Source organism: Sporosarcina limicola, from assembly GCF_014873855.1.
Taxonomy (GTDB): Bacteria; Bacillota; Bacilli; order Bacillales_A; family Planococcaceae; genus Sporosarcina; species Sporosarcina limicola.
The window spans coordinates 1-5,226 of sequence record NZ_JADBEL010000059.1; the positions used below are offsets into that span (position 1 = coordinate 1).

General features: G+C 37.8%; 3 protein-coding genes and 2 pseudogenes. 3 read left to right on the forward strand and 2 right to left on the reverse strand.

Features of this window, described 5'->3' with window-relative positions; all coding sequences use genetic code 11:
* The first annotated feature begins 161 nt into the window (after nt 1–161).
* Together H4683_RS20890 and H4683_RS20895 are read left to right on the forward strand one after the other, a co-directional pair.
* On the forward strand, nt 162–1,163 hold the full coding sequence (locus H4683_RS20890) for a 3-oxoacyl-[acyl-carrier-protein] synthase III C-terminal domain-containing protein (protein ID WP_192600753.1): 1,002 nt from the start codon (nt 162–164) through the stop codon (nt 1,161–1,163).
* Nucleotides 1,164–1,189: 26 nt separating this feature from the next.
* On the forward strand, nt 1,190–2,158 hold the full coding sequence (locus tag H4683_RS20895) for a 3-oxoacyl-ACP synthase III family protein (protein WP_192600754.1): 969 nt from the start codon (nt 1,190–1,192) through the stop codon (nt 2,156–2,158).
* A gap of 529 nt (nt 2,159–2,687) precedes the next feature.
* Here H4683_RS20895 and H4683_RS20900 read toward each other — a convergent pair.
* Nucleotides 2,688–3,089 (reverse strand): annotated as a pseudogene (locus H4683_RS20900) (tyrosine-type recombinase/integrase); the annotation flags it as partial.
* A 479-nt stretch (nt 3,090–3,568) separates the two neighbouring features.
* Here H4683_RS20900 and H4683_RS20905 point away from each other — a divergent pair.
* Nucleotides 3,569–3,799, forward strand: a complete 231-nt coding sequence (locus tag H4683_RS20905) for a hypothetical protein (protein ID WP_192600755.1) — start codon at nt 3,569–3,571, stop codon at nt 3,797–3,799.
* A gap of 1,304 nt (nt 3,800–5,103) precedes the next feature.
* Here H4683_RS20905 and H4683_RS20910 read toward each other — a convergent pair.
* Nucleotides 5,104–5,226, reverse strand: a pseudogene (locus H4683_RS20910) (IS30 family transposase); the annotation flags it as partial.

Consider the following 5,226-nt stretch of genomic DNA (forward strand, 5'->3'; position numbering starts at 1 on the left):
CATATGGACTTTGAGAAGACTTAAGTCTTAGTGGCGACTTTAAGTCGCAGACATTTATGTCTAAATCCACCTACTTTAGTGGGTGGTCGTTTAATATCTATTTCTTGTACTTGAATGGTCACTTTACAGATTTGAAACGAATAGTAAAGGTTGTGCTTTATATGGAATTTGTAGGGATAAGCGGTATAAAGGTTTATTCACCTAGTAAGACATATTATACAAGACATCTCCTTGAAACAGGTCAAATGACGGATAAGCTATACAATAAAATTGGTGTTTCGTCCGTTCAGGTATCTGATAATGAGGAAACCCCAACTGATCTTGCCATAAAAGCAGCAAACATCATACTAGATAAGTCAATGACAATCCGTGAAGAAATAGATTTAGTGATATATGTAGGAGCAACTCCTCCTGATTATTTGATTTGGTCCCCCTCTTCAAAAATTTGTTATAAGCTAGGTCTAAAAAGAGCCCTTGGTTTTGAAATGATGTTAGGTTGTGGAGGATTCCAAATTGCTATGAAAGCGGCAAAGGAAATGTTGTTGAACTCAAAAACCTGGAAAAAAGCACTGATTGTTGGTGCAGACAAATGGGAGCAGTACACGACAAATCGAACTGCTGCTGGTCTAATTTTTGGAGATGCTGGTGCTGCTATATTACTCGAAAAAAGAGAAAATGCACGTAATAAATTGATGGATTTTTTCGGATTCACGGATGGCAGTTTTCATGATATGGCATTTTTAAGCAACAAAACTGAATTTGCGGATAAGTTAAGAGAAAAGTATCCCCATGTTCAACCTAACGAATATAGCATTTTCAACGTGGAGAAATCCTCTTTGTTAAGAGAAGTAAATCTTCAAAACTATATTAAGGTTGCGAAAGAAATTCTTGAACAAAGTAAATTAACTATGAATGATATATCTTACCTACTTGTTCCAACTGGTCGGAAAGATTTAATGATAAAAATAATAGATGCGCTAGAATTCGATCAAACCAAAACAAATCTTGCCTTCTTGGAAAATCAAGGGGACTTAGGAGCACCTGGATTCGTATGTGATTTACATAATATGTTGAAAAAATATAACCCGAAAAGTGGAGAAAAGATCTTAACATTATCCGCTGGTGTAGGGATAACGTGGCTAGGTTCATTAATTGAAGTATAAAAGAATAAAGTGGGGGTTGAATTGTATTGAGTCAATCATGGTCAGCAAAAATTATAGGTACAGGGTCTTATGTACCTCAACAGATACTAACTAATAAAGACTTGGAAATAAGAATGGATACGACAGATGAGTGGATACAAACCAAATATGGCATTAAACAGCGTCATGTAGCCGGATCAAACGATAACATTTCATCACTTTCCATCGGTGCTGCGAAAAGGGCAATTGAGGATGCGGACATAGCCGCGGAAAATCTCGATCTAATTATCCTTGCTTCAATCAATAGAGATGTAAAAGCTCCAGCAACAGCTTGTTTTGTTCAAGCGGAGTTAGGAGCGACAAATGCTATTGCTTTTGATATGAATGTTGGGGGCTGTCCAAACTCTGCATATGCATTACTAACTGGAATAAAATATATTGATCCGTTTCGTTTTAAGAATGTTTTAGTGATTTGTACTGAAATTTACACAAAATTTATAGACTGGAGCTATAGAAATACAGCTTGCTTCTTAGCTGATGGATCTGGTGCTGTTGTTTTACAATGCTGTGAGAAGAAAGAAGGGATACTAGGCTATGATTTTGGTGTAAACGGTACTATGGCTAAATCTGCCTGGTGGCCGACTGGGGGGACACTTGGCACAATTTCAGATAATGTGGAAATGGATGGAAAAGCTGTATGGGAATTTGGACATACAATTGTTCCTGAATCCATTAGAAACGTATTTGACCAAGCTAACTTACAAGCAAATGATATTGATTTTTATATCTATCATCAAGCTAATGTGAACATCATTCGTAATATTATGGATATACTAAAGGTGCCTCAAAGTAAAACACATATCAATAATGATCGATTCGGAAATACTGGTGGGGCTTCATCTTTGATAGCTTTAGATGAGGCATGTAGGCAAGGGATGATTAAAAAAGGGGATAAAATAATGTTTGTTGCATATGGTGCCGGACTTGCATGGGGTTCAATACTATTCCAAATGTAATATATATTATCGAAAGTCCACCAACATTTTGAGAGGTTACTCTTTGTAACACTACATGTTTTATTAGTCAACCGCACTTCATGCGGATGTCAGCTGCATTGGCTGGGTGTTAGCGCACCTAGCGACAAGTTTTGTGATAATCGCCTGCTGTAGTGGAAACACAGGAAGTTTTTGAAACAAGCTTTAACTTTACAGCGGAGGATAGGACGGTTCAGGTGGTACGAAGTCGGCAGAAGGAAGGCTAGAGCCACTCATATAGAGAAGGTATGTTAACTGATATGCCGGATGGCTGAAAAACTAGCTATGGTGAGAATATTCCACCCTACAGGAACTAACAAACTTCAGAATGGCCGGGTCTAAAGATTGAATATAGTGTAAAGCTATGTTCAATCATACGATGGGGCTCTTCACACCACACAATTATATGCGTGACTGTAAAATCAAGCAATAAAAGAGATGTATAACCAACGGTGGACATAAATGACAGACTGTAGGCAGCCTCAACACCATGAGAGGCGCCTACAGTTTTTTATATGTAATGCCCAAATTGTTCCGGCGTCCACGCGTGGATGGCATGTTTCCCCCTCGCAAACAGCTTTTCTAAGTAAATCATTGTCGTGTCAATATCTTCATGCCCAAGTGAACGCATAATATCGTAAATTTCTACGCCGTTTATCTTCGAAATGATGGCGAAGGCATGTCGAAAAATATGTGGTGTAATATTCATCGTTTGATCTGATAGATTTAGCTGCTCCAGTCCAGCAATCTCTTTCTTCACATATTGCGACAAATACGAAGGGGAATAGGCGCGTCCTGTATTTGTCGTAAAGAGCGAATCTTCCGGTTGCGCTTGTTCGATAGGCAGCAATCCTCGCGCGTGACGAAACATCCGAATGCTACGTACGACTTTCTCTTTCAAAGGTAAGTGCCGCCTCTTATTTCCTTACACTACCATATCTAAGTAATACCCCCCTTGAAAAAAAGTAGTATCTACATAAATGTTGAAATAAGTAAGTATTGAGCAAAGTTTTAGACAAGATAGAGTTTCCCGTATGTTAATTATACGACAACAATATCTTTTTGATATGCAAGTTTTAAACAAATTTGAAACCTATACACTATACAACGGCTCAAGTAGATTTCATCATATCTATAACTAGCAAGTTAATATAATACACAATTAATGGGGGAAGTGGAAATTTGCAAGAAATATAAGAGGTATCTGGGTTATTGTGGAATATATAAATAAAGAGTGATAATATGTAGTATGTAGAACATATTTGAAAAAAGGGGAGTTGTGGAGGGATGGAGATGAAAATTATAAAGATGTTGTTATTGGTGTTTGGTATGATACTAATAATGTAACCAACAGGAGCAGCATATGCAAATAGTATTGAAAAAGGGTCAGGTTTGAATGATATTCCAGATGGTAAAACCGACGAACTCAAACGGATTGAAGAAAATGAAGATGAAGAAATCAACATACTAAGGACAGGGGTAAACGGAGTTAGAAAAGTTTTTCTCCATGCAAAAGATAAAACTACTACAAGTTCAAGAGTTAAAAACCTCCATTCGGGGGAATACTTGCGCGTGGTTATGGAAAATTACGGAAAAAAAGACGGTTGTCTTTACAATATTTAATGACGGTAACTACTATGCATCCTACGTTTTAAGCGCTGGTCAAAAGGGTCGTTTTAATCATCTTTCCCCTTCCTTGGGGGATTACTCAATTAGAGCATACTGCAATACCCCTACTTCATTAGAGACAGGTTGCTCGGCGCAGGGACTTATTGAGGTTTTAGATAAATAACTAGTCTCAACTTATAATACAGAGGGTTTTAAATAAGCAATTATATTAAGAAGAATTAATATATCGTAGTAGTACTGAAAAGTACTACTTTTGTTGCTAAGAAATTGTCCATACCCGGAAAGTTTATCGTATCTATAGCCATCCGCAATGATGTTCAGCCGCCATCATTGCGGATGGCTTTTTATAACTGCCTCCATTCGTGCCTAAAAAAGGATCGGTAACCGACCCCTACATCTCATTTATGACACGATGTATATTTGACTCTCCGACAATCCTACTCTCCTGCAGAAAAGCATCTACCATTCGTTGAATACACAGTTTATTGTATTTTATTGGGTTTTCGTGGCTAAAACGGTATATTGCCATAATCGGTAATTGCTTCATTTGAAAAAACTTCAAGCTGAAGGCCATGGAACAACGATACGTTTTCAAATGAGCAGATTGACAAAAGAGGATTGTTACCACTGTCCTTAATTATCGTAGAGCAACCCGGTCTTTGAAATGCCTTGGAGAGCAAAACCACGCTTCGTTTGGCAGGAGACAGACCTGTTTATGCCCTACAGCATAATCTAATCTTGAAGACACCACTGGCTTTTCATTTCGAGGAAGGCAAGCATCATTCAATCCCTCTATGCATGTTCTGGTTCAGTTCTGCATAACTCAACGTTTGCATTCGAAAATTTTGCCACTTGCTCCAAATTTGAACGTGGGAAAGTTCAAATGGACTATAACGAACATGAACCCTCTTCACGCGTAATGGTGCATCCACATCATACTCTTAGAATTGAGATTTTGCGAACTGATCTTTCTTCCCGAGGAATAGTTCCTGTAGTTCTTTTGCAGTTAGAATACGTGGTTCAACCAAACCCTTTTCCGTTTCTTTGGAGTTTGCTCAGTTGTCAGATGGAATTATCATACATTTCAGGCCATGGTTTGAAGAAGTCGTTTAGCTGTTGCAATGTCGTTAGCTTTCCTTGAAAAAATTTATCTCTCCAGCAAACAAGCAAAGCTTAAATTTGCAATAATGCTCGATAGATTGTAGGAATTCAATTGGAATGGTCATTGTATTGGTGAGGTTGTTCCCGGTGTCAAACTTACAGGATAGATAAACTTTTCTTTTTTAATACTTGGTTTGTCAAATTAAGCGAGACAAAATATCTTTGTCAACATGTTCGTCCATGTGACTCATGAAACACTCAATGGGCGTCTGGTAATTCAATGATTTTCTAGGTATGTGGTTTCTACGTAAAACAACACT